Genomic DNA, 24,073 nt, shown 5'->3' with positions numbered 1-24,073 from the left:
ACACATGATTCCGGGGTCAGGGTTTTTCGTCGAGATAATAGACGAGCCCCGACGTGGTGAGCCCGGTGCGCTCGTTTCCTATGGCGACCACCACATAACGTCCGTCGATCTTTTTCTTCACGCCTTTGCCGTTGCCCGCCATCATGCCTCGCATCTCCTCGGCCGCCGCCTCCTCCCAGGAAAGTGTCCTGAAGTCGGCGAGCACCGCACCCGCGGCCTGGGACGAGGTGAGCTCAATCGTCAGCCAGGCCCCGCCACCGGAATCGCAGTCGTTCGTCGTGGAAATTGTGCGCACCCGGTGGGACATTATCGGGACCACGGCCTTCTCAAGCACGGAGATCTCCCGCTCCAGCGCCTCGCAGTCCCAGGTGTTGGCCCCGGAGGACCCGCAGCCGGGCAGGACGGTGAAGGCGAGCAGCAGTTTGATCGCGACCGCCGCCTGCGAGACCGGCCCTTTCCCCACTGATTTCATATGCCCTCACAATGCCTATATCCACAAATCAAAAACTGAGTAAAACGGCTAGAGAATGATCGGCGCGGTGCACAGGCTTCACCATGTCCTCCCCTATGCCGATGATAGCGAGGCTCATACTCTCCCACCAGTTGCGCCGACCTACAGGAATACCGACATCTCCCATAAATCCCATTTCTTGAGTTGATGTAGTTATGTTCGGAGAATTGCGGTTAGGGTCCACCACGGACGGTGCGCTGCATCCCTACCCGAGGTGCGGCTAAGCTCACCAACAGTTCGTGATTGGCTTGCCTGCGGACCCCTCCGCCTCACCCGGGGTCCACGGCGATCTGAAGTGAGGTCTGCCCTGCCCACGCTGGAAGAACAACTGCAGGCGCTGGAAGCCCGTGTCGCGGCACTTGAGGCCACGGCGCGCGGCCAAGCCGTGAAACCCACCGCGCCAGACGATTCAGGCGTGGTGGGTTATGGCGGTGAAGTAAAGATCGCGGGTTATGAGTGGAGCTGGCAGATGTACCGCAGCCCCTCCGCACTGCTCAGTGTGCCTGCGGGGCCGCTCGCGGCGGTGCTGGCGGCGGCAGGACATCCGGCGCGTTTCCAGATTCTCCGGATCCTGCTGAAGGGGCCGCTGCCGGTCACCGAACTCCAGGACGAACTCGGACTCTCTTCCCCAGGGCAGATCTACCACCATCTCAAAACGCTGACCGCCGCCGGATTCGTCGACCAGCCGGAGCGCGGGGTCTACCGCGTACAGCCCAAGGCAATCATGCCGGTGCTCGCGCTCGCCGCGGTGGCGGTGGACGTCGCGGGCCCGGCGCTGATCGAGGCCGTCGAAGCGGAACAGGCGGGTTAGACCCCGGCGGGCGGAAGCACCGGAAGGTCGGGCGGAGCACCCTTCTCGATGAGCCGCATCAGCGCCCCGGTGTCCATATGCCGGGCCACGAGGTCGCCCAGCGCGTCGAGGCGGCGTTCACGCTCGGCGGCGAAGTCGACATCCGGGGCGGGAGCGAAGTCCCGCCCGGCGACCCCCGCCACATCGGCGAGAAAGGCACGGCGGAACGCGTTGTTCTCCAAGGCGCCGTGCCAGGTGGTGCCCCAGGTGGCGCCGGCACGGCACCCGTCGAGGAACGGCTCGGCCTCCCCCTCCACGGTCACGACGCCGTGCCTGATCTCATAGGCCGCCACCGGGTGACCGTACGCGCTGCCCTCCGGACGCCCCAGCGTCTTGCCCGGCTTGAACACCACATCGGCCGGGAGCAGGCCGAGGCCGGGGACGTGGTCCGGCGTGTCGGGTGATTCGACGGTGTCGTGGATGCTGCGCGAGAGCATCTGATATCCCCCGCAGATCCCGAGAATCGGCCGGTTCGCCGCCGCCCGGGCGAGCAGCGCGTCCGCGAGCCCGGTACGGCGGAGCCACGCGAGGTCGGACACGGTCGCGCGGGAGCCCGGCAGGACGACCAGGTCGGCGTCGTCGAGCTCGGCGGGCGAGGTGATGAAACGCACCACGACGCCGGGTTCGCTCGCCAGGGCGTCGAGGTCGGTGAAGTTGGAGACCCGTGGCACCCGCACGACGGCGACCCGCAACGTCTGCCTGCCATACGGCATGAGCCCGGCGGAGGCGGGCCGGTTGTCGAGGGCGAGTGAGTCCTCGACGTCGAGCCACAGGCCGTCGAGCCAGGGAAGCACGCCGTAGACCTCGCGGCCGGTGGCGCCGCGGATCATGTCGAGACCGGGCTGGAGCAGCTCAAGCGCACCGCGGAACTTGTTGATCACGAAACCGCTGATCAACGCCTGGTCGGCGGGTTCAAGCAGGGCGACGGTGCCGTGGAGCGCGGCGAAGACACCGCCCCGGTCGATGTCGCCCACGACGAGGACCGGAAGGTCGGCGGCGCGGGCCAGCCCCATGTTGGCGATGTCGCCCTTGCGCAGGTTGATCTCGGTGGGGCTGCCGGCGCCCTCGCAGACGACCACGTCATAGGCGCCGCGCAGCCGGGTCAGCGACTCTAGGGCGATCTCCCGCAGCCGATCCTTGAGCTCGTAGTATTCCATCGCGTCGACGTCGGCCAGCGGCCTGCCGAGCACGACGACCTGGCTGCGCCGGTCGCTGCCGGGCTTGAGGAGGATCGGGTTCATGTCGGAGGACGGTTCGACATAAGCGGCTCGGGCCTGCATCGCCTGGGCGCGGCCGATCTCCGCGCCGTCGGCGGTGACATAGGAGTTGAGCGACATGTTCTGCGCCTTGTACGGCGCGACACGCACCCCCTGCCGGGCCAGCCAGCGGCATATGCCCGCCGTCACCACACTCTTGCCCGCGTCGGACGTGGTGCCCGCGACCAGAAGCGCACCCTTGAGCATCGTGCCTCAGCCCTCCCTCGATCGTCGTGCCACATGCCACGCCTCAGCGTGCGGCACGGCGCCGCCCCATCGCGACGAGCGCCGCCACACCTGCCGCGGCCAGGGATGTGGCACGCGCCAGCCGTACGGACCTCCGGATGTCCGGCACATCGGGATCAGGGCCGTCACCAAGCTTGGGGCGGCTTTCGACCCGCGTGCCATAGACGTTGACACCCCCCAGTGTGACCCCCAGCGCCCCGGCGAACGCCGCCTCGCAACGGCCCGCGTTGGGGCTCGGGTGCCGGTGTCCGTCCCTGGCCAGCGTGCGCGCCGCCGTGCGCGGCGACCCGCCGACGACGGGCGCGGAGAGTACGGCGAGAGCCCCCGTGACCCGAGCGGGCACCAGGTTGGCCACGTCGTCGAGCCGGGCGGCCGCCCACCCGAATCTGGCATAACGCGGTGAACGGTAGCCCACCATGGCGTCCAGGGTGTTGACCGCCCGATACGCCAGCAGCCCCGGCACACCGGCGACCGCCCCCCACAGGAGAGGGGCGACGACGGCGTCGGAGGTGTTCTCGGCGACGGACTCCACCGTGGCCCGCGCCAGTCCGGGGGCGCCGAGCCCGGCCGGGTCGCGCCCGCACAGGTGGGGCAGCCGGTCGCGGGCGCGCGTCAGGTCGCCGGCCTCCAGCGTGCCCGCCATGGCGATGCCTTCCCGCCCGAGGGAGGTGCCGCCGAGCACCGCCCAGGTGGCCGCCGCCGTGGCGGCGGCGCGGGCGAGCGGGCTGCGCCGGGTGAGACGCTCGGCCGCCACACCGAGCGCCGCCGTCGCGCCGACGCATAAGGCCACGTGGGCTATGCCGTACGGCTTGGCGTCGCCGTACACACGTTTTTCGAGGGCGGCGGCGGCGCGGCCGAAGAGGGCGACGGGGTGGCCTCGCTCGGGGTCGGCGAAGACGGCGTCGAGGGCGACCCCGGCGAGCAGCCCCAGGGCGCGGGCGGCTGCGAGACGCTCATGGCCCGGCGGGGTGCGTGGCTGCTGAGGCGCGGTCGCGTCGGACATATGACGTGAGAGTACCGGAGAACCGGATTGTGCTACTTACGGGGCCGGAACCGGTTTAGCGATCTGATAGCGGACACCCCGAGGGTGGCCATCGCTTCCCACCGGCGCCTCAGATCAAGGCCGACTGGATCTCGTCCTCGTGGGTGTCGAGCCAGGCCGCCGCCCGCCGGATGCGCTCGCCGGCGCCGCCCGCCCAGAGCCGGGCCCACCCGCCCCCCTGGGAGGTGGCGCGGTCGCGCATCTCGGCATATGCGCGGGTGAAGCGCAGGCGGGCGACCTCGACGAGCCGGCGCCGCTCACGTCTGTTCACGCCGTAAACATCGCAGAACAACCGGGTGCGGGCGGCGACGTCGAGGGAACGCTGGCGCGCATCGCGGTCGACGGGGTCGGCGAAGGGGGCCCAATGTCTGAGCGTGGTGACGATGTCGAACAGCCGTGTCGTGGGTCTCGCCATATCAAAGTCGATCAGCGCGTATGGCCGCCGATCGCGAAAAATCACGTTCTCGGGGGTGATGTCGCAGTGACCGATGATCTCCGGTGCCGCGTCGTCGTTGGACCCACGCTCCCACACCGCGTCGCGCGCCGGCACGAACGTCGCCGTGGTGTCGTGCAGCCGCCGCACCATCTCCGCGAGCGCGACCAGCGACTCCTCCCCCAGCGCATAGGCGGGGAGTGGGCGCGGCACGATCTCACCCGGGATATAGGTCAGCACCTCGCGTCCCCGCTCGTCGAAACCGAGCGCGCTCGGCGCGGCGGTGAAGCCCTCGGCGGCCAGGTGGCGCAGCAGAGCGTGCACGGTGAGGGTGGAGGCTCGGGCGGGCCGGCGCACGGTGTCACCCGCGCGGACCACGCCGTCTGTCACGTCTCCGCCGGTCAAGGGGATCTCCGCCCAGAGGTCGCGACCCAGGGAACGGAGATCGGGTTGCAGTGTCGCGCTGACCATGCAACCGCAGATTACCGGAGCGAGCCGACGCGCGTGGGGGGTTGACAAATGTCAACCGATCACGTGTACGAATGCTACTACCGGGCGTAGATCAGCTTTGGTTAGCCTCCTGAGCATGCGAAATCCCCGCCTGACCTCCCTCGCGGCAGCTGTGACCCTGTCCGCGCTCACGTTGACCGCCACTCCCGCGTCGGCCGGCGAGACATCGTCTCTCGGCACCGCCCCGGCGATCTCGTGGGGCGCGTGTTCGAAGCTTCCGTCGATTCCCGGGGTGCCCGCGTTCTGGAACACCCCTGAGTGCGGCACCCTGACGGTGCCACTCGACCATGGCAAGCCGAACGGCGAAAGCCTCGACGTCGCGGTGATCCGCATCAAGGCCAAGGGCACCAAGCAGGGCTCCCTGGTGTTCAACTTCGGCGGCCCCGGCGACGACGGCGTCGACTCCCTGGGCTCCTTCGGCTCGATGTTCGGCGCGCTGGGCGAGCGCTACGACCTGGTCAGTTTCGCCCCGCGCGGCATCGGGCGCAGCTCAGGCGTGGACTGCGGCAACAGCAAGACCATCGAGCGTTTCCTCGGACTGCGGGCGCGGCTGGGGGTGCCCGCCGAGCGCGAGGTCGCGCTGAAGGCCACCCGCGCCTTCATCAAGGGGTGCGAGAAGAACTCCGGCAAGATCCTCCCGCACATGGGCACCGACAGCGCGGCCCGCGACATGGACGCCCTGCGCGCCGCGCTCGGTGAGGACAAGCTCGACTACCTCGGCTTCTCGTACGGCACGCAGCTCGGGGCCGTCTACGCCACCCTGTTCCCCAAGAACACCGGCCGCATGGTGCTCGACGCGGCCCTCGACCCCACGCAGTCGACCCGCAAAATGGCGATCAACCGGCTCCGCGCCTCTCAGAAGGCCTATGAGACGTTCCTCGCCGACTGCGTCAAGCGCGGCTGCTCACTCGGGCGCGACGCCAAGGCCGCCGACAGGACCGTGAAGCGGCTCGTCGGCAAGCTCGACCGCAAGCCGCTCGGTGTGAAGGGCCGCAAGCTCACCGACGGCCTAGCCGTCACCGCCGTCATGGCCGCGCTCTATGCCGAGCAGATGTGGAAGCCCCTGGAGACCGCCCTGGTGAAGGCGGGCAAGGGCGACGGAGCCGAGCTCCTCCAGATGGCGGACGCCTTCACCGGCCGCCGGCCCGACGGCTCCTACAACGACCTGATGACCGGCGCCTTCGGCGTCGCGTGCTTCGACGATCCGGCCCGGCCCGGTCTGAAGCAGCTGATCAAGGAGGAGGCCGAGTTCCTCAAGATCTCACCGATGTTCGGCGGCTCGACCCCCCTCTGCAGCATGTGGCCGCACAAGGGCGACGGCACCGGACGCGCCGTCAACCCGGTGGGGGCGCCCCCCATCGTCGTGATCGGCGGCACCGGTGACCCGGCCACGCCGTACGAGGGGTCGGTGAGCCTGGCGAAGAAGCTCAAGTCGGGTGTGCTGGTGACCTACAAGGGCAACGGCCACGGCGCCTACCTCAGCGGTGACAAGTGTGTCGCCGGCACTGTGGATTCCTACCTGCTCGACGGCAAGGTGCCCGCCGCCGGCACGGTGTGCGGCTCGGCGAAGGCCGGATCCTAGGAACCTCACTCACCCCAGGGCGTCCACCGCGGTGGGCGCCCTGCGCGTTTGCGGCGGCGGATTCAGCGTCGCTCACCCATGGCCAGGCGTGCATGTGCGGGGGCGTCGGCGATCAGGTCGTGGTAGCGGATCACCATGGCGAGGCTCCGCCAGCCCCCGATGCGCTGGAGGTCCAGGGGGTCGCCTCCCCCGTCGAGGTATTCGGTCGCCATGGTCTGGCGCAGCAGGTGGGTGTGGACCCTCTCCTGCACCCCCGCCTGCTTGGCCCGGCGCTTGAGCATCTGGAGCACGCCGGTGGAGGTGAACCGGCAGTCGGCGGCGGCTCTGCCGCGCTCAGACAGGAAAAGGTAGGGGCTGTGGGCCTCTCGGTGGTGCACACGGACGCGGACGTAGCGGTCGATCGCGCAGGCGGTCGTGGCGCTGATCGGCGCGAGATGCTCCCGGCCGCCCTTGAGGACGACGCGCAGCAGCCCCTGCGGCAGGCGCACGTCGCTCCGCTCGGGGTCGTCGGGGTGGAAACGCAGGCCGGTGAGGCCGCTCACCCTCATGCCGTTGTCGAGCAGGATCCGGATGATCGCCTCGTCGCGCCGCCCGGCGAAGCACGTGCCCTCGGCCTCCCCCCGGCAGACGTCGAGCATGGCCTTGAGCGTGTCGTCGCTGAGGGGTCTGACCAGGTGAGGGATGACTTTGGGGGCCTCTACGCCGTCCATGGGAGAGCAGGAGATCTCGCGTTCGGCGATCAGCCAGTTGAAGAGCACCCGCAGGTTGCGCCAGTGTTTATGGGTGTCTCCCGCACTGCGGGCCGCGAGGCCGCACACGCAGGGCTGCCTCCGTGCCGCGTCGGCCCAGCAGCCGTGGAGACGGGCCGAGAGGAAAGTTCTCACGTGCGCCGGTAGGATCTCGGCGACACCACAGGGCATATCGTGTGCGGGGAGGTAATCGGTGAGATATCGGGCGGTCCCCAGATAGCTGATTACCGTGCCCTCGGAAAGGCCTTTAGCCGCTAAAGCTAGTCGCCAGGAGGGGATCAGGTCGCCCAACTGGGGCGATGGTCGGGACTGGCGTCTGGCCATGGATGTGCTCCAAATCCGATGCTGTCTCATCGGTGTGCGGCTATGATAGCTTCGCACATGGTCGGCAAAACCGCTGGTCATAGAGCCAAATCGGCGCCCTTAGCTCAGCTGGACAGAGCATTGGACTTCTAATCCAACGGTCGCAGGTTCGAATCCTGCAGGGCGCGCAAGCTGAAGGGGCTTGATCCGCAAAAGCCCCGGTCAGACCGGACCCGGAGCACGATCCCCCGTCGCTCCGGCCGGTCGGGGCTCGCGGCACCACCCCAGCCCCCCTCCGGCACGCAGCCGGCCCACGCCGCTCTCGTCGACCACAGACGCACCAAACGCCGCCACCACACCATCCCGCCCCCGCACCGCCCGTGTTCACCCGTGACTGCGTACGGCGAAAGCCACGCAAGGCCCCGCCGGGTTGAAATGAGCGGAAACCCGAGCCCCCCATCAGGACCACCGATTAACGGCGACAGTGAAAGCGCGGACCACCCCCACCGACTCGCTTTTACCCCAAGCCGGTGGATTAAAGCCGGGGGCCGGAGACGCCGTCGTCAGCGCATCACCAGCAGATCGGCCGAGTCCCAAGTGACGAACACCTTGGACCCCACGGAAACGTCACGGTTGGCTCCGGCGGTCGAGCGCACGGTCACCACTCGGTCGGTCGGGGTGCGGACTAGTAGTTTTCGCGACGAGCCGAGGAAGATCTCCTCCTCGACCTCGCCCTTCAGGGCGTTTGTCAGCCCAGCACCATCCGGGTCGAGGGGTGTGATGCGGCACTTCTCCGGACGGACCATCGCGTGGATCTCCGTCCCCGGGTCCGCAGCCGGCGCGGGAAGGATGAACCGGCCTTCGGGGCACGCCAGCACGCGGACGCCTTCCACCTCCTGGACCGTTCCATCGAAAATGTTCGACTCGCCGAGGAACTGCGCGACGAACCGGTTCTCGGGCCGGTCGTACAACTCCGCCGGCGTGCCGATCTGATCGATCGAGCCGTTGTTGAAGACGGCGATGCGATCGGAGAGGACCAACGCCTCTTCCTGATCGTGCGTCACGAAGATGATGGTGATGCCCAGATCCCGGTGCAGCCCCTTGAGCTGGATCTGCAACTCCTCACGCAACTTCCGGTCCAATGCGCCGAAGGGTTCGTCCATCAACAGGACCCGGGGCTCGAAGACGACCGCTCTCGCCACCGCCACGCGCTGCTGCTGCCCGCCGGACAGTTGATCTGGGCGGCGGTTCCCATATTCGCCCAGCTGCACCCTCTCCAGTGCGGCCTGAACCCGCCGCGCACGCTCTTTCGCCGGGACCTTGCGCTGGCGCAGCGGATAGGCGACGTTCTCGGCCACGGTCATATGCGGGAAGAGCGTGAAATGCTGGAACACCATGCCGATGTTCCGCAAGTGGGGGCGCATCGCGGCGACGGCCACTCCACCCAGTTCGATCTCACCCGCGTCGGTGTCGATGAACCCGGCGATGGCGTTCAGCGTCGTCGTCTTGCCTGATCCGCTCGGGCCGAGGAATGTGATGAACTCACCCGCCTCTATGTCCAGCGAGACCGCGTTGACGGCGGGTCTGCCGGCACCGTACTGCTTGACGATTCCCCGCAGTCGGACAGCCGCACCCCGGGAGCGGTCAGCGGTGGGCCTTGGCATAACGCCTCCTGAACATGAGAGCGGACAACAGGATGAGGAGGGTCGAAAGGAGCATCATCAGTGATGCGCCGACCGCGATGGTCGGGTCCACCTCCTGCGTCATGCTCGCGTACATCTGTACGGGCATCGTGCGGAAGTTGGGATCCGACAGGAACAGCGCGATCACCGTCTCGTCGAACGAGGAGATGAAGGCGAAGACGAAGCCGGCCAGGATTCCGGGCGCGATGATCGGCAGCGTGATGGTCCGGAGGACCTCATGAGGGGGAGCGCCGAGGCTCGCCGCGGCGCGCTCCAGTTGACGGTCCATCGTCACCAGCACGCCGGAGACCGTGAGCACCACGTACGGGATGGCATGCACGGTGTGGGCGAGGATGAAGCCGAGGCCGGTCCCGACGAGCTGCCACTTCAGGAAGAGCGCATACTCGCCGACCCCGAGAATGATGATCGGGGTGACCATCGGCGCGAGTAGCAGGCCGACGACGGCGCTCTTGCCCCGGAAGCTGTGCCGTACGACGCCGAAAACCGCGACCGTTCCGGCGATGGTGGAGATGACCGCGACGATCAGCGCGGTCTGGATCGAGTTCATGAGGGTCTCGGTCCAGCCGGGGTCCGCGAAAAAGTTCTCGTACCACCGGAAACTCCACTCCTTCGGCGGGAAGACGAAGGACCGCCGGTCGCTGAGGCTCATAGGGAACACGATCAGGCCCGGGAGAATGAGCACCGCTCCTACTATCACCGCGAACGCGGCTAGGCCGTACGGCCGTCTAACGGGCATTCTTGCCTCCCACGCGGCTGAGCATCGAGGTCATCCCGAACCGGGCCGCGACCATCAGCACGATGAGGGTCAGCAGCGAGAGGAAGACCGACATCGCTCCTGCGCTTCCCCACGCGAGCTTCAGGGAGATCTCCTGGGCGGCCAATTGGGCCAGCATGGATTGCGAGGGTGAGCCGAGCAGCGCTGGCGTGACGTAGAAGCCAAGGCCGAGCACGAACACCATGACGCTGCCGGTGATCAGGCCCGGAGCCGTCAGCGGCAGGAAGACCTGCCGGAATGCCGCTCTAGGCGTGGCTCCGAGCGACTGGGCCGCCATGACCAGCCGGCGGTCGACGGTGCGCATGTTGTTGTACAGCGGGAGGGTTATGAAGGGCAGCAGGACCTGCACCATGCCGATCAGAACTCCGCCGGACGTGCCCAGCACCTTCACCTCCATGCCCAGGACCGACAGGAACGAGACGATCGGACCGACATCCGAGAGCAGAATGATCCAGGCGTAAGTCCGCGCGAGCAGGCTGGTCCACAGTGGGATGAGCACCAGCCCGAGCATGAGGGCGCGTGTCTTGCCGCCGACCAGGGTCATGAGATATGCGTACGGGTAGGCGATGAGGGCGCACAACGCCGTGACGATGATCGCGGTGTAGATGGTGCGCAGCAGGATGGCGACGTAGACCTCTGTGCCCGCGAAATCGGTGTAGTGCTCCAGCGACAGTGTTCCGCCGTCGCCGATGAAGGACATCCGGAAGATCTCTGCGACCGGATATACGAAGAAGACGACGAGGAAGATCACGACGGGGGCGGTCAGCAGCAGGCCCATCGGTAGCCTTGTCCGCGGGCGCTTCAACCGGCGGAACCGGTCGCGGACATCGTCTACGCGCTTCACGGTGTGCGTTGGAGCCATCTAATCCTCCTCGCTGCCACACATACGGATGCTCGCGTCAGAGTCCGCGCACCATACCCGATGGACCTCGCCTGGGCGCTGCCACGCCCAGGCGAGGTTCTCGCTGCTTGCGAGAATCCGTCGGCCGGCCTCACCACTCACTGGGCGGACCACTTCGTGTAGCGGTCGATGGCCTCCTCGTAGTGCTGCGCCCACCAGTTCAGGTCCAACTGCACCGCCAGTTCCGCGTGTGCCGGATCGTTCGAGTCGAATTCCTTGCCTACCTGGTCCAGCGTCGGCTGGGCGTCCTTGTTGGCCGCCCCGTAGGACGTCTTCTCGGCCCAGAGTTTCTGCTGTTGCACGTCTGTGATGAAGCTCAGGAACTTGTAGGCCTCCTCCTTCCGGGGAGTGCCCTTGATCATGGCCACGGTGTCGTGCGTCCGGATGTGCTGGTTCCACACCGGCTTGAACTCCGCACCATTGCGCACCGACAACTGCACCCGGCCGTGCCAGGCGAGCGACATGACGACATCGCCGCTCTCGATCTGCTCCATCTGCCGGGCGCCTGACTCGAAGAAGGAGATGTTGTCCTTGATGCTGTCGTACTTCCTGATCGCCCGGTCGATGTCGAGCGGGTACAGTTCCTCGGGCTTCACCCCGTCGCCGAGCAGTGCCGCTTCCAGCACGCCGCCCGCGACGGCCGTCGAGAGCCCGCGCTTGCCCGGGTATTTCGTCAGGTCGAAGAAGTCCTTCCATGACGTCGGCGGGTTCTGCCCGAACTTCTTGGAGTCGTACACGAGGATGTAGGCGAAGTTGTCGATCGGCACCCCGCATTCACCGATCAGCGGGGGTAGCCTGTCGACGGTCGTGATCTTGCTCTTGTCGAGCTTCTCGAAGTAGGTGCCGCAGTCGACGATCGCCCGGTAGGGCTGGACGAACATGACGTCCCAGGCGATCTTCCCGGAATCGATCTGCGCCTTGACCTTCGCATAGTCGTTCGGGGCGTCATGTCGCATTTTGATGTTCGTCTGCTTGGTGAAGGGGTCCATCCAGATCTCCTTGGAGACCTGGGAGGTCGCGCCTCCGTAGTCGACCAGGGTCAGGGGGCCGTTGGACCCTGGACCGGCCGCTGGGGCACCGCCGCCGCACCCCGTCGCCGCGAGGCACACGAACCCGGCGAGTGCCATGCGAGCACGAGTATTCATACCAACCAACCAATCGGATTGAGAAACGACCGGAATCACGTCGTCACGAAGTCATGGAGGGCAGGACATGGGTCTCGGGGGGACTCCTTTCGTCGTGCGCGTGCCCGGCCCCAGCTAAGGGGCGGACCGGGCGGACAGATGCCTGAAACGTTCCAAGAACCGGGCCACGGACTCACGGCTGGCGGCGCCCGCCTCGGTCATAGGCAGTCGTACGGCGGGATGCCATCCATAGAGCTCCCGCATGACGGCCTTGAGCACGCCCAGATAACCCTCCGGCGCGCGCAGCAACGCGTCCCATGCGGCGCAGCACTCGGCCAGCTCCGGATCGACGGATTCACCGTTCAGCGCCGCCCGGACGTAGGCGGCCGACGTGGCCGGGCTGAAGTTGGCGAGTGACGAGGTGACGACCTTGCCGCCGGCGCGGGCGTACTCGGTCCCGCCGATCTCGCCGACCCCCCACCACTCGATCCGGTCGCCCCAGCGCGCGACTCGCCGCCTCACCTCATCTGGTCCGAAGGCGGTCTCCTTGACGCCATGGAAGCCCGTCACCGCGGTCAGCCGCTCAAGGTGGTCCTCGGTGGCCGGCTGGGTCTTGCTGCTGTAAACGATCGCGGGGAGTCCGGACTCTCCGGTGATTCGCCGGACGTGCTCGGCGGCGCCGTCGGGCGTGGGAACGGCGAAGTAGTGCGGATTGAGCACCAGCACCGACACACCGGCGTCCCGTGCGTCGGTGGCCAACTCGGTGGCCTCCCTCGTCGAGGACCCTATGCCGGCCACGACCGGAACCCGGCCGACCGCCCCTGCCACCGCGGCCTCCATGCAGAGCCGCGCCTCGTCCCGGCGCAGGGCGTAGAACTCTCCCATCCCGCCGAGGACCGCGGGCCTGATCCCGTGGCGGGCGAGCAGGTCGGCCAGGTCCTTCATCTTGCCGGAGTCCACCGCCCCCTCCGGTGTGAAGGCTGTGGGCAGAAAGCCGACGATCGGTCGAGGAAGCGGTTCGGTGATCGGGTCGTTCATCGGTGCTCCATGTTCTGGCGATGGGGCGTGATCATTCGTCGGGCGAGGATCCGGTGGCCGCCTCGGCGGCCCGGTCCCGCAGGTCGTCCCCCAGTGCTTCCCGGTAGAGCTTCACGACCGCGCTGAAGTCGGTTCGCCCGCCGAACGACGCCTCGGCCTGGCCGAACATCTGTCTCGCCAGTCCGCCGACGTGGAACGGCGAGCCGGCGTCATCGGCGGCCTCTCCCGCGATGTCCAGGTCCTTCAGCAAGAGGGAGAGGGCGAACCGCGGGGCGAAGTCGTTCGCCAGGATCGTTTGGGGAACGATGTTCTCCAGCTGCCAGTTCGCGCCCGAGCTGGCGAGAATGATCTCCCGTAGCGTGTGCGGGTCGACGCCGACCGCCGTGCCGAGCGCCAGGGCTTCCGCGTTGGCGAGCATGCAGGCGGCGACGAGAATGTTGTTGCAGATCTTCGCGGCCTGGCCGGCACCGACCGGGCCGGCGTGGAAGACGGTGCCGGCCATGCGGGCCAGAATCGGCCGAGCCGCCTCCAGGGTGCCCTCGTCGGCGCCCACGATGGCGGTCAGCGTGCCGTCCTCGGCCCTGGCCGGTCCGCCGCTCACCGGCGAGTCCAAGAACACCAGGTCCGCGTCCCGCAGCCGGCGTGCGATCGACCGGGCCGCCTTCGGCCCGATTGTCGACATGTCCATCACGAGCGTCCCGGGGCGCGCCGTGCCGGTCACCCCCGACTCTCCGAACAGCACGGTGGAGACCTCGGTGGCCGACGTGAGCATGGTGATGACGACGTCGGCGTCCCGCGCGGCGTCGGCCGGCGTGGTGGCAATCACAGCCCCCTCCTCGGCCAGCCGGTATGCCGCGGTCATGGAGATGTGCGGCACCACGGTGACCGGATGTCCGGACCGGACGAGTTGGCGGGCCATGGGGAACCCCATCGTGCCCAGCCCGATGAAGGCGATCGAAGTCCGGCTTGTCCTATTCATCGAGGTCACCCTCCACTGCTCGGAACAGAGCTCTGATCCGGCTCGGGCTCGCCGGGCTCCGGTCGATGGTGATGCCCTTGCCGTCCAGGGCGTCCTGGACGGCGATCATCACGGCGGCGAGGCCTCCTTGGACCGGCCCCTCGGCCATTCCCTTCAAGCCGAGGACGGTGTGCGGATTCGGTGTCTGCACATGCGATATCTGGATGTTGGGCACCGTGTCGATGGTCGGGATCAAATAGTCAAGGAAGGTGGCAGTCTGGTTGTTGCCCAACTCGTCGTAGACGACCTCTTCGAGCAGCGCCTGCCCGATCCCCAAGGAGACGCCGCCGCGGATCTGACCGTCGACGATCGCCGGGTTGATGAGCGTGCCCGCGTCTTCGATCACCCGGTAGTCCAGGATCTCCACCCGGCCTGTGCGCCGCTCGACCTCGGCGACGCACAGGTGGGTGGCATTGGAGAAGGTCATGGCCGGCGGGTCGTAGGTCCGGTGGATCTCAAGGCCGGGCAGCTCACCGGCCGGCAGTGCGGAGGGGTCCATGTACGCCGTCCACGATGCCTGGGACAGCGGCAGGCGGGGCTCGGGCTCCCCCAGCACGTAGATTTGATCGTCCCTGATCTCCAGGTTGTCAATCGGCTCTCCCACGAGGTGCGCCGCGATGCGCAGCACCTTCGCGCGGGCCTCCGTCGCGGCTAGATACGCCACCGCGTTGCCGGCGGCGGCGCCCCGGGAGCCTCGGGTCCCCATCCCGTAGGGGGCGATGGAGGTGTCCCCAAGCAGCACGTTCACGTTCCCGACCCGGGTTCCGAGTGCTTCGGCGACCACTTGGGCGATCGTTGTCTCGTATCCCTGGCCGGTCGGCACGATGCCGACACTCACGTTGACCGCGCCACTCGGCTCCACCTTGACGGTGGCCGCCTCGTGGCCGCTTCCCCTGCCGCTCTTCTTGTACCACGCCGATCCATACGTGGTCGGTTCCAGGACGCTCGCTATCCCGACGCCGAGGTACCGATCGTTCGCTCGGGCTGCCCGCTGTTCGGCCCGGAATCCCGTCAGATCGAAGTCCCGCAGCATCTGCTCGTAGCCCTCCCACGGGGTGAGTGCCTCGTAGCTGTACCCGGTCGCGGACACATACGGCTGGTCCCGGCTCGTGATCATGTTCCGGCGGCGCACCTCGACCGGATCGATCTTCAATTGGCGGGCGATGCGCTCGACCATCCCTTCGGTCGCCCACGTCACGAGAGCCATAGGCGCGCGAAGGGTGCCGGCCGGGCACTTGTTCGTGATCACGACGTTGATGGAGTATTCGTAATTCTGGAGTTTGTACGGGCCGGGAAGAAGCCAGCCGACGGAGTCGATCGGGTACTTCGGGGTGAAGAAGGCATACGCGCCGTAGTCAGCCCAGAGTTCGGCTTTGATCCCGAGAATGCGCCCGTCCTTGGTCACCGCGGCCCGGATCCAGGCGGAATCGTCTCGCGCATGGTTCGCCACCGTGAGGTTCTCGAGCCGATCCTCGATCCACTTGATCGGCCGGCGCAGCTTGATGGCCAGGGCGGCCACCGTCAGTTCTTCACGAAAGAGCGGAATCTTCTGCCCGAAAGCACCTCCCACGTCCGGCGAGATCACCCGCACCTGGTTCTCATCCAGCCTGAGCCGGCGGGCCAGGTTTGTCCGCAGCAGGTGAGCCGTCTGCTGGCCGCTGTAGAAGGTCAGCTCCATGCGGCCGGCGTCCCACACGGCGAGGACGCCGCGGGTCTCGATGGGGACGTGCGTCATCCGCTGGGTGCTGAAGCGGACCTCGACGATCTCGTCGGCCTCGGCGAAAGCCGATACGACGTCACCGAAGGTGCGGGTCTGCCGGGTGTGCAGGTTACTCGAAAGATCCTCATCCACCAGGGGCGCATCGGGCGCGGCGGCCGACTCCATGCTGAGGACCGGCGCGAGCGGCTCATAGTCCACCTCGACGAGTTCGATCGCGTCCTCCGCGACGTACCGGTCGACGGCCACCACGCACGCGACGGGATCGCCGTTGAATCGGACCTTCCGGGTCGGCAGGGTCTCCATGACCATCGGTTCGGCTCCGGCCTGGGCCGTGACTCCTGGTTCGGTGAGTTTTGCCAGGTCCTCACCGGTGAAAACCGCGACGACGCCGGGAAGCGCGAGTGCCCGCTCGACGTCGATGGCGGTGATCCGCGCGTGCGCGTACGGGCTGCGCACGAAGGCCGCGTGGAGGGTGCGGGGAATTTGCAGGTCATCCGTGAACGTCCCGGCACCCAGCAGCAGCCGGTAGTCCTCAGAGCGCCGCACCGGCGCTCCGAATCCCTGACGACGTTGTTTCGTGATTGGCCCGGAGGAGGGGGCCAGAATGCTACCCGGCATGGCTGTCCGCTTTCCCTGCGCTCTGTCCGCCGGCGGACTCCAGGTCGCGGGCGGCCTGCAGTACCGACTGGACTATCGACTCATATCCCGTGCATCGACACAGATTGCCCGACAATTGAGTGCGAATCTCGGACTCGGTGGGCGCGGGATTCTCTTTCAGCAGAGCACAGGCACTCATCACGAAACCGGGCGTGCAAAAGCCGCATTGCAGCCCGTGGTTCTCATGAAAGGCCCGCTGGATCGGGTGCAGTGACGTCCCGTCGGGGGAGACGCCCTCAATGGTCAGCACTGTTGCGCCGTTCACCTGGACCGCGAACATCAGACACGAACGGACCGCCTCGCCGTTCAAAAGAATGGTGCACGCCCCGCAGGCCCCCTGCTCGCAACCCACGTGGGTGCCGGTGAATCCGAGAACGTCCCGGAGAAAATCGGACAGCAGCAGCCTCGGCGCTACGTCCTGCTCCACGCTCTGTCCGTTGATTTGAAAGCGTACGCGGCGCATTGCGGTCACTGTTAGCCTGCCGAGCGATCTGTCGAATGGAGGGCTCTTTCGGTCGCCGCGGCGAGCGCGATCTCCGTCAGATGGCAGGCGATGTCCCGCCGGTCCTCACCGGTGGCGTGTATATCGGACTCCGGGGTGAGGTCCGCCGTCGCCGCCGCGGCCACCGCGCGGTAGAGCGCCCGGCTCGGTTCCTCGCCGAGGAGACGCTCGGCCATGGGCAGGACCACCGGGGTCGCCGCCACTCCACTCATGGCCAGCCGGGCGCCGGAGTATCTTCCGCCGGTCAGTGTGACGGTGGCCGCGACACCGGCCAGGGCGAAGTCCCCGTGCCTGCGGGCGAACTCCTCAAAGGCCCAGCCCTCGCCGCTGGACAGGCGAGGCAGCACGACCGTCTCGATGACCTCGCTCTCGTCCAAGGCCGTGACGAACGTCGAGACGAAGAAGTCCCGGGCCGGTATGGACCTTTTGCGATCGGCGGCACGGACGACGATCCGAGCGTCGAGGAGCAGGGCGATGAGGGGCAGTTCTGCGGCTGGGTCGGCGTGCGCGATCGACCCGCCGATTGTCCCCCGCTGCCGTATCTGGAAGTGCGCAATATGCGTGGTCGCCTCGGCGAGGATAGGGCAGGCCCTACGGATGGCGGGCGACAATTCGATCTGTCGCTGCCTCGCCATCGAGCCGATGGTCACCGAAGTCTCGGACATCGCGATATCTGACAGCCCGGCCACGTTTTTCAGGTCGATGAGGTGTCGAGGCGTCGCCAAGCGCATGTTCATCAGAGGAACCAGGCTCTGCCCGCCCGCCAATACTTTCGCCTCATCGCCGAGTTGAGTGAGCAGTGCGCAAGCTTCAGCAATAGTCGGTGGATCGTGGTATTCGAATGCCGCGGGTTTCACTGACTCACCTATTCGTCCGCAGCGTTGCAGCCGCCGCTCTCGTTCAGTGGGATGGGTCGCCAGGTATAGGGATCATGGGAAACGTCGCTGATCTGACACGGCACTCCCGCTGGAGTGGTGATGCGGGCCGGAGCCGGCTTCATCCGGCCGGCGGGCAGGCCTGCCTCAGAAGTGGTTGTCGAGACTGGTCGAGGAGAACGTAGTCACGGTCTCGTTGCCCGGACACTAGACACGAACGGATCCCGCTGTCAATATATTGAACGTCGTTTCACTGGAATTTTGGATGAGTGACGAGGAGTGCCTGCGTTGAAAGGGAACGCCCCCGGCGACGATCACCTGGTCGGCCGTCTAGGCGCGATCATCGCCACTGAGCGGGCCAGTCGCGGGTTCAGCATCGAGGAACTGGCGGGGCGCGCAGGCATCTCAAACGGGCTGCTCAGCCAGTTGGAACGCGGCATCGGCAACCCCTCGATCGACACGCTGTCCAACATCGCCCGCGCGCTAGGCCTCTCGATCGGTTCGTTCTTTCTCGGCACCAACGACGACGATGCCGATGGCGTGGTCCACCCGCACACAAGGGCGCGACTGGTGCTGGCCGACCAGAACCTCACCTACCAACTACTCGTGCCCGACCTGCAGGGTGCGCTGTCCATGCTCTACATCGAGGTGCCGGCCCACTTCTCCAACGAGCACGCCCCCTTCAGCCACAGCGGGGAGGAGGTCGTCTTCATCCTTCAGGGAAGGATGGAGGTGCACGTCGGGAACCTGGTGCGGGTGCTGGAGCAGGGGGATTCGATGCGCTTCGCGTCAGTCACCAAGCACTGGTACCGCACCTTCGACGAGGACGTGGTCTCCATCACCGCGATGACGCCGCCGTCGTTCTGACACACCGATCCGATCGGCACAGGCACGAACCGAAGCACGAGAGACACGCATGAATTTCGAACACGCATTTGTTCTGCCGACCGACATCGACACGGCCTGGCAGCGCCTGCTGGACATCGAGAAGGTCGCCGCCTGCATGCCCGGCGCCTCGCTGGAGAGCCGGAACGACGACGAGTTCACCGGCCGGGTGAAGGTCAAGCTGGGCCCGATCGCCATGGTCTACCGCGGCTCCGCGCGATTCATCGAGAAGGCCCCGGACGACTTCCGCATCGTCATCTCCGCAAGGGGCAAAGAGGAACGCGGTGCCGGCACCGCGAGCGCGACGGTCTCGGCGACCCTGACGGCCGAGGACGCGAAGACCACCCGAGTGCGGGTAGTCACCGATCTTGAGATCACCGGCCGGCCGGCGCAGTTCGGCCGAAACATGATCGCCGAGGTGGGAGACCGGCTGTTGAGCCAGTTCGCCGACCGCCTTGCCGCCACCCTGGTTGAGCCGGCGGCCCAGCCGCCGACGGGCCAGGTCAACGCGGCGGCTCCGGAGTCCATGAACCTGATCGCCATTGTGGGGCCGCCCGTGCTCAAGCGTGCGGTGCCGGTGGCGTTCGGCCTGCTTGCGCTGATCCTCCTCGTGCGTGCGGCCCGCCGCCCGCGCACCGACCGATGACCCTCCGTCTCCTCGTCCATGCGGTTTGCCGTGCGCCCCGTCGAGTCAGGCAGCGGGCGACGGTGTCCCGCGACCGTCGACCGCCACCACCCCGTGGCCTGCCCCAGCCCCAGACATAGGCCGAGGTGGCCGGGGACGCCGTTGTCCCCGGCCACCTCTGGCTCCGGTTGTTTACTTGAAGCCGCGCAGCCTCAGGCTGTTGCTCACCACGAAGACGCTGGAGAACGCCATCGCGGCGCCGGCGATCATCGGGTTGAGCAGGCCCATCGCCGCCAGCGGCAGGGCGGCCACGTTGTAGGCGAAGGCCCAGAACAGGTTGCCCTTGATCGTGCGGAGCGTCCGGCGGGAGAGCCGGATCGCGTCCGCCGCCACCCGCAGGTCGCCGCGGACCAGGGTGAGGTCGGACGCCTCGATCGCGGCGTCGGTGCCGGTGCCCATGGCCAGGCCGAGGTCGGCCTGGGCGAGCGCGGCGGCGTCGTTGACACCGTCACCCACCATGGCGACCGCACGGCCTTCGGCCTGGAGCCTCTTGACCACGTCGACCTTGTCCTTCGGCAGGACCTCCGCGATCACCTCGTCGATGCCGACCTCCGCCGCCACCGTCTTGGCGACCGCCTCGTTGTCGCCGGTGAGCAGCACCGGGGTGAGCCCGAGGGCCCGCAGGTCGCGGATGGCCTCGGCTGAGGTGGCCTTGACGACGTCCGCGACGACGAGGATCGCGCGGGCCTTGCCGTCCCAGCCGACGGCGACAGCCGTACGACCCGCGGCTTGAGCCGCCGCGAAGTCGCGCTCCAGGTCGACCGGCAGGTGCTGGGACCACTCGGCGAGCAGCTTGGGCCGCCCGACAAGCACGGCGTGGCCGTCGACGATGCCCTGCACGCCGAGTCCTTCGACGTTGGTGAAGTCCTCGACGGGCGGCAGGGTGCCGACCCTGTCGGCCGCCCCGCGGGCGACGGCCTGGGCGATCGGGTGCTCGGAGGCGTGCTCAAGGGCGCCGGCGAGGCGCAGCACCTCGCCTTCGTCCTCGCCGTCGGCGACGTGCGTCTCGACGAGGGTCATCTTGCCTTCGGTGACCGTGCCGGTCTTGTCCAGCACGACGGTGTCGACCTTGCGGGTGGACTCCAGCACCTCGGGCCCCTTGATCAGGATGCCGAGCTGGGCTCCCCTGCCGGTGCCGACGAGCAGCGCGGTGGGGGTGGCCAGGCCGAGGGCGCAGGGGCAGGCGATGATGAGCACGGCCACCGCCGCCGTGAAGGCCGCGGCGGCGCCCGCGCCGGTGCCGAGCCAGAAGCCCAGCGTGCCGAGGGCGAGGGCGATGACGATCGGCACGAAGATGCCGGAGATCCGGTCGGCGAGGCGCTGCACCTCGGCCTTGCCGGTCTGAGCCTCCTCGACCAGTCTGGCCATCTGCGCGAGCTGCGTGTCGGCGCCGATGCGGGTGGCGCGCACGATCAGGCGTCCGCCCGCGTTGACGGTGGCGCCGGTGACCGCGTCGCCCGGCCGCACCTCCACCGGCACCGACTCGCCGGTCAGCATGGAGGCGTCGACCGCCGAGGTGCCCTCCTCCACGACGCCGTCGGTGGCGATCTTCTCGCCGGGCCGCACCACGAACCGGTCGCCGGTGGCGAGCTGGTCGGTGGGGATGCGCACCTCGGTGCCGTCGCGGAGCACCGCGACTTCCTTGGCGCCGAGTTCGAGCAGCGCCCGCAGGGCGGCGCCCGCCTTGCGCTTGGAGCGCGCCTCGAAGTAACGCCCGGCCAGGATGAACGCCGTCACTCCCGCGGCGGCTTCGAGATAGATGTTGCCCGAGCCGTCGGTCCGCGCGATCGTGAACTCGAACGGGTGGGTCATGCCGGGCGTGCCCGCCGTGCCGAAGAAGAGTGCCCAGAGCGACCAGCCGAGCGCGGCCAGCGTGCCGAGGGAGACCAGCGTGTCCATGGTCGCCGCGCCGTGGCGCAGGTTGGTCCAGGCGGCCTTGTGGAACGGCAGGCCGCCGTAGACCACGACCGGGGCGCCCAGCACCAGCGACAACCACTGCCAGTGCATGAACTGGAGCGGCGGGATCATCGCCATGGCGATGATCGGGACGCTCAGCACCAGGGAGACGATCAGCCGGGTCCGCAGGGGCCGCATCTCGTCGGCCGGCTCGCCCGCGCCGCCGGGGCCGGCCGTCTCTGAGTCGGCGCGGGGCGGCGCGGGCAGAGCCGCCGAGTAACCGGCCTTCTCGACCTCGCTGACGAGCTGCTGCGGGTCGAGACCTGCGGGGAAGGTGACCTTCGCCTTCTCGGTCGCGTAGTTGACCGTGGCGGTCACGCCGTCCATCTTGTTGAGCTTGCGCTCGATGCGGTTGGCGCAGGACGCGCAGGTCATGCCGCCGATCGACAGTTCGACGGCGCTTTGCGCGGTCTTGTCGGTGATGGTGGACATCACCTCTCCTTTCTCAGCGTCCTACAGCTCAGTGCTTGTGGTCGTCGTCGTGCCCGCCGGACTCACCGGAGGTCTCGGCCGGAGTCTCGGCGGGGGTGGCGGCCGATCCGCCGGCGTTGACCGTGAAGTCGGCGGTGCGGACCTTACCGTCATGTTGGAAGTCCAGGAAGAGGCGGTAGTCGCCTCTGCTGGGCACCTCGGTGTGGAACACGATCTCCGGCCCCGGCTGGGTCTTGCCGTCGCCAGGCTCTCCGTCGGGGTGCACGTGGAGGTAGGCGAGGTCCGAGCCGCGCAGGGCGACGAGGTGGCCGTAGGCGCCGAGGTAGGGCTGAAGGTCGGTGACCGGCTTGCCGTCCTTGCTCACGGTGAGGGTGAGCTTGGCGGACCGGCCGGGGGTGACGTCGCCGGCGAGCTCGACCGTGTAACCGTCGACCTCGGCCTTGCGCTCGACGGCGGGCAGGGGTTTCGGCGTGTAGTCGCCCGCGACGAGCAGATCGGCGCCGAGCGTGAGGGGCGAGCCCCCGGTGGGGGCGAAGTCGGCGAACACCCGGTAGGCGCCGGGGTCGGGCAGGGTCACCTTCACCGACCAGACGCCGTCGCCGGTCTCGGCCGGGTGCAGGTGCTGGAAGGTGCCGAGGTCCCGGGAGACCAGGATGAGGTGGAGCTTCTTCTCGTGCTGCACCTGGTAGTCGGTGACGGCTTCGCCGTCCGGGCCGGTCACCGTGAACCGGAAGTCGGTCGGGACATCGGGCTTGACCGTCGTGGTGATCGGGGTGAGGGTGTAGCCGTTCTCTGACACTTGGAGCCCCCCAGGGGTATTCTTCGGCGCCGCTGCCTCCGGCGTGGCGCTCGGCTTCGCGCCACCGGTGTGCCCTTTTGCGGCGCTGTGGTCGGCGGGTGGCGGCGCGCCGCCGACATCGCCGACCGCGCTGCCCACGCCCAATGCCGCGGCGAAAACCACGGCCAGGACTGCGGCATATGCGCCTAGCTTGACTGGTGTGTTCACGACTGACCTGCCACGTCGTAGCCCGCCGCCTTGACGGCGGCGACGATGTGGCCGGACTCAACGGGGTCGTCACTCCGCACGGTCAGCAGGCCGGTGGCCAGATCCACCTCGACGCCTGTCACACCGGCGACCTCGCCGACCTCCTCCTTGACCGAACTGACGCAGTGACCGCAGGTCATGCCCGTAACGGTGTAGGTGGTCGTGGTGGCCATATGAAATCACTCCTTTAGGAACGGACTAGTCGTGCGATGGCGTCACTGGCCTCTTGGATCTTGGCCTGCGCCTCAGGCCCGCCCTTGGCGGCGGCTTCCGCCACACAGTGGGCGAGGTGTTCTTCAAGGAGGGACAGGGCGAACGACTGCAGGGCGCTGGTCGCGGCCGACACCTGAGTGAGGATGTCGATGCAGTATTTGTCGTTTTCAACCATGCGCTGGAGGCCCCTGGCCTGGCCCTCGATCCGGCGCAACCGCCGCAAGTGATCGTCTTTGGTGTCGGCGTATCCGGCCATCACCCCGCCCCTTTCGCTCGCTCGCACCGGCATTAACACCATACCCCCCTACCGTATTCCCTCTACCTGGAGGTCTCGTCGGCGGGCTCCAGTCCCGCGAGGAGGTTGAAGGCCCCCGTCAGCAGATTGAGCGCGGCGAGCCCGACGATCTCCGCGATCACACGGTCACTCCAGCCGTGCGCCCGCAGGCCCGCGACATCGTCGTCGGTCAGGGACGAAGGCTCGGCCAGCACCCGCACCGCCACACCGATCAGCGCCGCCTCCCGGGCATCGGTGGAGGTGCCCTGACGGGCGAGGGCGATGTCGTCCTCACTCAACCCGGCGGCCCTGGCCCCCGCGGCATGGGCCTGACGGCAGAGCTCGCACCCGATCCACTCCTGAAGCGCGAGCGAAATCTTCTCGCTCAGCGCCCTGGGCAACTTGGTGCGCTTCATCGCGCGGGACAGGTCCAGATAGCCCTGGAGCAACGCCGGCGAGTGGGCCATGGTGGAGACCATCCGCCCTACGCTGCCCCTTCTCTCCAGAATCTCCCCAAGCAACTCACGAGACTTGCCAGGAGCCGCGTCTGGCTCCAACGCCACCAACCGTTGCATTTCCCCTCCTCCTCGCGTACGACTCACACCCTACCCCCCTAGGGTATGTTTCCGTCAAATGGGAACCCATGCGACATACACCCTCCACGTACGGCGAAGCCACACCCATGGCCCCCGGCAGGCAGGCCAAACGGCCCCGGCTTCGCCGTACAGCGCACCTTGCCGATGCGCGGTCAATGCCTGGCCTCTAGGACGCCGACAAATGCGGACGAG

The 24,073-nt window shown here is 67.8% G+C and carries 23 protein-coding genes and 1 tRNA gene; 5 read left to right on the top strand and 19 right to left on the bottom strand.

Annotated features, from left to right (window positions below):
• Positions 1-16: 16 nt before the first annotated feature.
• Positions 17-472, bottom strand: coding sequence for a hypothetical protein (locus tag Ssi02_RS09015; protein ID WP_204023386.1), 456 nt, complete (start codon positions 470-472; stop codon positions 17-19).
• 334 nt (positions 473-806) lie between these two features.
• Here Ssi02_RS09015 and Ssi02_RS09010 point away from each other — a divergent pair, with 334 nt between their 5' ends.
• Positions 807-1,322, top strand: a complete 516-nt coding sequence (locus Ssi02_RS09010) for an ArsR/SmtB family transcription factor (protein ID WP_204023384.1) — start codon at positions 807-809, stop codon at positions 1,320-1,322.
• Here Ssi02_RS09010 and Ssi02_RS09005 read toward each other — a convergent pair.
• The 3 genes from Ssi02_RS09005 to Ssi02_RS08995 form a co-directional block, all read right to left on the bottom strand.
• Complete coding sequence (locus Ssi02_RS09005) at positions 1,319-2,824, bottom strand: cobyric acid synthase (protein WP_204023381.1); 1,506 nt, start codon at positions 2,822-2,824, stop codon at positions 1,319-1,321. The two genes, Ssi02_RS09010 and Ssi02_RS09005, sit on opposite strands and share 4 nt — an antisense overlap.
• Positions 2,825-2,867: 43 nt before the next feature.
• Positions 2,868-3,866, bottom strand: coding sequence for a cobalamin biosynthesis protein (locus Ssi02_RS09000; protein WP_204023379.1), 999 nt, complete (start codon positions 3,864-3,866; stop codon positions 2,868-2,870).
• 109 nt (positions 3,867-3,975) lie between these two features.
• Entirely contained in the window at positions 3,976-4,809 is an 834-nt protein-coding gene (locus tag Ssi02_RS08995) for a phosphotransferase (protein ID WP_204023377.1), read from the bottom strand.
• A gap of 115 nt (positions 4,810-4,924) precedes the next feature.
• Between Ssi02_RS08995 and Ssi02_RS08990 the strand changes: the two genes are divergently transcribed.
• Complete coding sequence (locus Ssi02_RS08990; RefSeq protein WP_204023368.1) at positions 4,925-6,430, top strand: alpha/beta hydrolase; 1,506 nt, start codon at positions 4,925-4,927, stop codon at positions 6,428-6,430.
• Between the two features lie 62 nt (positions 6,431-6,492).
• On the opposite strand, the gene Ssi02_RS08985 is transcribed toward Ssi02_RS08990, so the two are convergent.
• Positions 6,493-7,248, bottom strand: coding sequence for a tyrosine-type recombinase/integrase (locus tag Ssi02_RS08985; protein ID WP_204023354.1), 756 nt, complete (start codon positions 7,246-7,248; stop codon positions 6,493-6,495).
• Between the two features lie 348 nt (positions 7,249-7,596).
• On the opposite strand from Ssi02_RS08985, the gene Ssi02_RS08980 reads away from it, so the two are divergent.
• Positions 7,597-7,670, top strand: a tRNA-Arg gene (locus Ssi02_RS08980).
• Positions 7,671-8,045: 375 nt separating this feature from the next.
• Here the strand turns inward: Ssi02_RS08980 and Ssi02_RS08975 are convergent.
• The 9 genes from Ssi02_RS08975 to Ssi02_RS08935 all read right to left on the bottom strand — a co-directional run bounded on the left by Ssi02_RS08975 (position 8,046) and on the right by Ssi02_RS08935 (position 17,777).
• Positions 8,046-9,146 (bottom strand): ABC transporter ATP-binding protein, encoded by a 1,101-nt coding sequence (locus tag Ssi02_RS08975; RefSeq protein WP_204023348.1) that lies wholly within the window; start codon positions 9,144-9,146, stop codon positions 8,046-8,048.
• The gene (locus tag Ssi02_RS08970; protein WP_204023345.1) at positions 9,127-9,921 is read right to left on the bottom strand and encodes an ABC transporter permease; all 795 of its coding nucleotides are present in this window, start codon (positions 9,919-9,921) and stop codon (positions 9,127-9,129) included. Before Ssi02_RS08970 ends, Ssi02_RS08975 begins: the two co-directional genes overlap by 20 nt.
• Complete coding sequence (locus tag Ssi02_RS08965; RefSeq protein ID WP_204023343.1) at positions 9,911-10,822, bottom strand: ABC transporter permease; 912 nt, start codon at positions 10,820-10,822, stop codon at positions 9,911-9,913. Before Ssi02_RS08965 ends, Ssi02_RS08970 begins: the two co-directional genes overlap by 11 nt.
• Positions 10,823-10,959: 137 nt before the next feature.
• A complete protein-coding gene (locus tag Ssi02_RS08960) occupies positions 10,960-12,006 on the bottom strand; it encodes an ABC transporter substrate-binding protein (RefSeq protein ID WP_204023341.1) in 1,047 nt (348 codons plus the stop codon).
• A 114-nt stretch (positions 12,007-12,120) separates the two neighbouring features.
• Positions 12,121-13,023 (bottom strand): dihydrodipicolinate synthase family protein, encoded by a 903-nt coding sequence (locus Ssi02_RS08955; RefSeq protein ID WP_204023339.1) that lies wholly within the window; start codon positions 13,021-13,023, stop codon positions 12,121-12,123.
• Between the two features lie 31 nt (positions 13,024-13,054).
• Positions 13,055-14,002 (bottom strand): NAD(P)-dependent oxidoreductase, encoded by a 948-nt coding sequence (locus Ssi02_RS08950; protein WP_204023337.1) that lies wholly within the window; start codon positions 14,000-14,002, stop codon positions 13,055-13,057.
• Positions 13,995-16,307, bottom strand: coding sequence for a xanthine dehydrogenase family protein molybdopterin-binding subunit (locus Ssi02_RS08945; RefSeq protein WP_204023335.1), 2,313 nt, complete (start codon positions 16,305-16,307; stop codon positions 13,995-13,997). Before Ssi02_RS08945 ends, Ssi02_RS08950 begins: the two co-directional genes overlap by 8 nt.
• Before the next feature lie 61 nt (positions 16,308-16,368).
• Entirely contained in the window at positions 16,369-16,881 is a 513-nt protein-coding gene (locus Ssi02_RS08940; RefSeq protein ID WP_204023618.1) for a (2Fe-2S)-binding protein, read from the bottom strand.
• Between the two features lie 11 nt (positions 16,882-16,892).
• Entirely contained in the window at positions 16,893-17,777 is an 885-nt protein-coding gene (locus tag Ssi02_RS08935) for an FAD binding domain-containing protein (RefSeq protein WP_204023333.1), read from the bottom strand.
• 306 nt (positions 17,778-18,083) lie between these two features.
• Between Ssi02_RS08935 and Ssi02_RS08930 the strand changes: the two genes are divergently transcribed.
• A complete protein-coding gene (locus Ssi02_RS08930) occupies positions 18,084-18,662 on the top strand; it encodes a helix-turn-helix domain-containing protein (protein ID WP_204023331.1) in 579 nt (192 codons plus the stop codon).
• Between the two features lie 49 nt (positions 18,663-18,711).
• Entirely contained in the window at positions 18,712-19,326 is a 615-nt protein-coding gene (locus tag Ssi02_RS08925; RefSeq protein WP_204023328.1) for an SRPBCC family protein, read from the top strand.
• A 171-nt stretch (positions 19,327-19,497) separates the two neighbouring features.
• Here the strand turns inward: Ssi02_RS08925 and Ssi02_RS08920 are convergent, their stop codons facing one another.
• The 5 genes from Ssi02_RS08920 to Ssi02_RS08900 all read right to left on the bottom strand — a co-directional run bounded on the left by Ssi02_RS08920 (position 19,498) and on the right by Ssi02_RS08900 (position 23,860).
• Positions 19,498-21,753 (bottom strand): heavy metal translocating P-type ATPase, encoded by a 2,256-nt coding sequence (locus Ssi02_RS08920; protein ID WP_204023325.1) that lies wholly within the window; start codon positions 21,751-21,753, stop codon positions 19,498-19,500.
• Positions 21,754-21,781: 28 nt separating this feature from the next.
• Positions 21,782-22,759: a DUF8832 domain-containing protein gene (locus tag Ssi02_RS08915; RefSeq protein ID WP_204023322.1), complete on the bottom strand. Its 978-nt coding sequence runs from the start codon at positions 22,757-22,759 to the stop codon at positions 21,782-21,784.
• Positions 22,756-22,971 carry a heavy-metal-associated domain-containing protein gene (locus Ssi02_RS08910; RefSeq protein WP_204023319.1) on the bottom strand — a complete coding sequence of 72 codons (216 nt, stop codon included), beginning with the start codon at positions 22,969-22,971 and terminating at the stop codon, positions 22,756-22,758. The genes Ssi02_RS08915 and Ssi02_RS08910 overlap by 4 nt, the downstream gene beginning before the upstream one ends.
• 14 nt (positions 22,972-22,985) lie before the next feature.
• The gene (locus Ssi02_RS08905; RefSeq protein ID WP_204023616.1) at positions 22,986-23,267 is read right to left on the bottom strand and encodes a metal-sensitive transcriptional regulator; all 282 of its coding nucleotides are present in this window, start codon (positions 23,265-23,267) and stop codon (positions 22,986-22,988) included.
• Positions 23,268-23,329: 62 nt separating this feature from the next.
• Complete coding sequence (locus Ssi02_RS08900) at positions 23,330-23,860, bottom strand: carboxymuconolactone decarboxylase family protein (protein WP_204023317.1); 531 nt, start codon at positions 23,858-23,860, stop codon at positions 23,330-23,332.
• Positions 23,861-24,073 lie beyond the last annotated feature (213 nt).

Origin of the sequence: Sinosporangium siamense (assembly GCF_016863435.1) — a bacterium.
Taxonomy (GTDB): Bacteria; Actinomycetota; Actinomycetes; order Streptosporangiales; family Streptosporangiaceae; genus Sinosporangium; species Sinosporangium siamense.
The sequence above is the reverse complement of the archived record's forward strand: the minus strand, read 5'-3'. Positions and strand labels throughout refer to the sequence as shown.